This window comes from Arsenophonus sp. ENCA (genome assembly GCF_002287155.1).
Classification (GTDB): domain Bacteria; phylum Pseudomonadota; class Gammaproteobacteria; order Enterobacterales; family Enterobacteriaceae; genus Arsenophonus; species Arsenophonus nilaparvatae.
The window spans coordinates 1-1,514 of sequence record NZ_NHNG01000346.1 but is presented as its reverse complement, the minus strand read 5'-3'; the positions used below and the strand labels follow the sequence as shown (position 1 = coordinate 1,514).

Below are 1,514 nucleotides of genomic sequence, written 5' to 3'. Positions count from 1 at the left end.
TACAGGTTTCGATCTTGACCAGCGGGTCACCCAACTTGTCGATCGTCTGTTGGTGATACTGGTTTGCAAAGAGGTCATTCTTAATGGCGCTGCGTTTCTTCATGGTGGTTAGCTCAGTAGACCAGCTTCCGATAACTTTATCAGCAAAATCAAACTCGGCTTAGGTTTTTCGAGGTGCCCTGATATTATATTCAGTTATTTTCATTGAATCTCCTCAATACCATCAACTAAAATTTTACCAAGATACTGATGATTATAGAATTATAAATCTAACAAAAACTGGTTTAATTTATTTTTAAGTATTAAGAATATGTTGTTCTGTAAACAATGCTGTTTTTTCAATAAGGTTATAATGCAAAGGATTACAACCAACATAAAATTGAGTAACTAGAAAACCCATTTTACTCTTTTCAAATAAAACAGCATTGGCATAATAACTTTCAGGTTTAAGCATCTTAGAAAAAAGATGCGTGCCATATTTATGGAAAAATATTCGCATTAGCCATATAGAATAACGACAATAACTAACATAGTACTTACCTTCGATGGATAAACCATTTTCAACAATAAAGGTCATTAACAGATCACCATTCCATTTTTGACATATCATACAATTACAAACAGAGATTTCATAACAAGGTTGTTCTGTTTTTAATATAACTGGCTCATATAAAGATTGATCCTCATACTGCATAAACATGCCCTTTTATTATTAAAAAAAAAATAAAAACATAGCAATTTTTTAAAATCAATAACTATTTTTTAACCAAAAGGTTTGAGTAATATATATGTGATCCGGCTCGTTATTATGCTATTTAACTATCTCAAAAACGATAATTTTTTAACAATAAATTGCTTAATCAAATCAATGCTGACTTTCCAAAAATTTCTGTTTAAATTGATACAATAAAGTAAAAGCACTCAATTATTGAAATTATGATAATAAAAAAGCTATTGAAAATATGTTCAATAGCTTCTTATGTATAAGATATCTAATTTATACTTGAGTCATACGATTAAGTAATGGAGCCGTAAGGGCCCATTCCCAGTCGAAACGCAACAAACCCATAAAACGTTATGCAGCCATTAGATGAGCTAAAAATACTTCATTTGGAGAAAAATAGCCCAACGATTTTCGTCCCCGAGTATTAAGTATGTGCTCAAGTTCTGCAATCTCGTTGTCCGTGACTGAGTTGAAGTCCGTTCCTTTTGGGTAAAAACGGCGGATAAGTCCGTTACTGTGTTCATTTAAACCACGCTCCCATGAGTGATAAGGCCTGGCAAAGAAGACATTAGCACCGGTGATCTCAGTTATCTGTTTATGCATGGAGAACTCAGAACCGTTATCGGCCGTCAAAGTTTTAAAGTCACAGAAGGTATTTGCTACAATGTCACGGAAAGCATCTACAACAGTATCAGCGCGTTTATTCGGTAACTTGCGGATAATAATCTGCTTGGTAGCTTTATCCGCTAGAGTCAGTAAGAATGACTTCTGATCTTTACCAAATACAGTA

General features: G+C 33.6%; 2 protein-coding genes. Both read right to left on the bottom strand.

All coding sequences use genetic code 11. From position 1 onward, the window contains the following. Positions 1–295: 295 nt before the first annotated feature. Positions 296–694, bottom strand: a complete 399-nt coding sequence (locus tag CBG25_RS09200; protein WP_290606178.1) for a GFA family protein — start codon at positions 692–694, stop codon at positions 296–298. Positions 695–1,075: 381 nt separating this feature from the next. After that, the coding region (locus CBG25_RS09195) for an IS30 family transposase (protein ID WP_290603601.1) at positions 1,076–1,514 on the bottom strand (439 nt) is incomplete at its 5' end.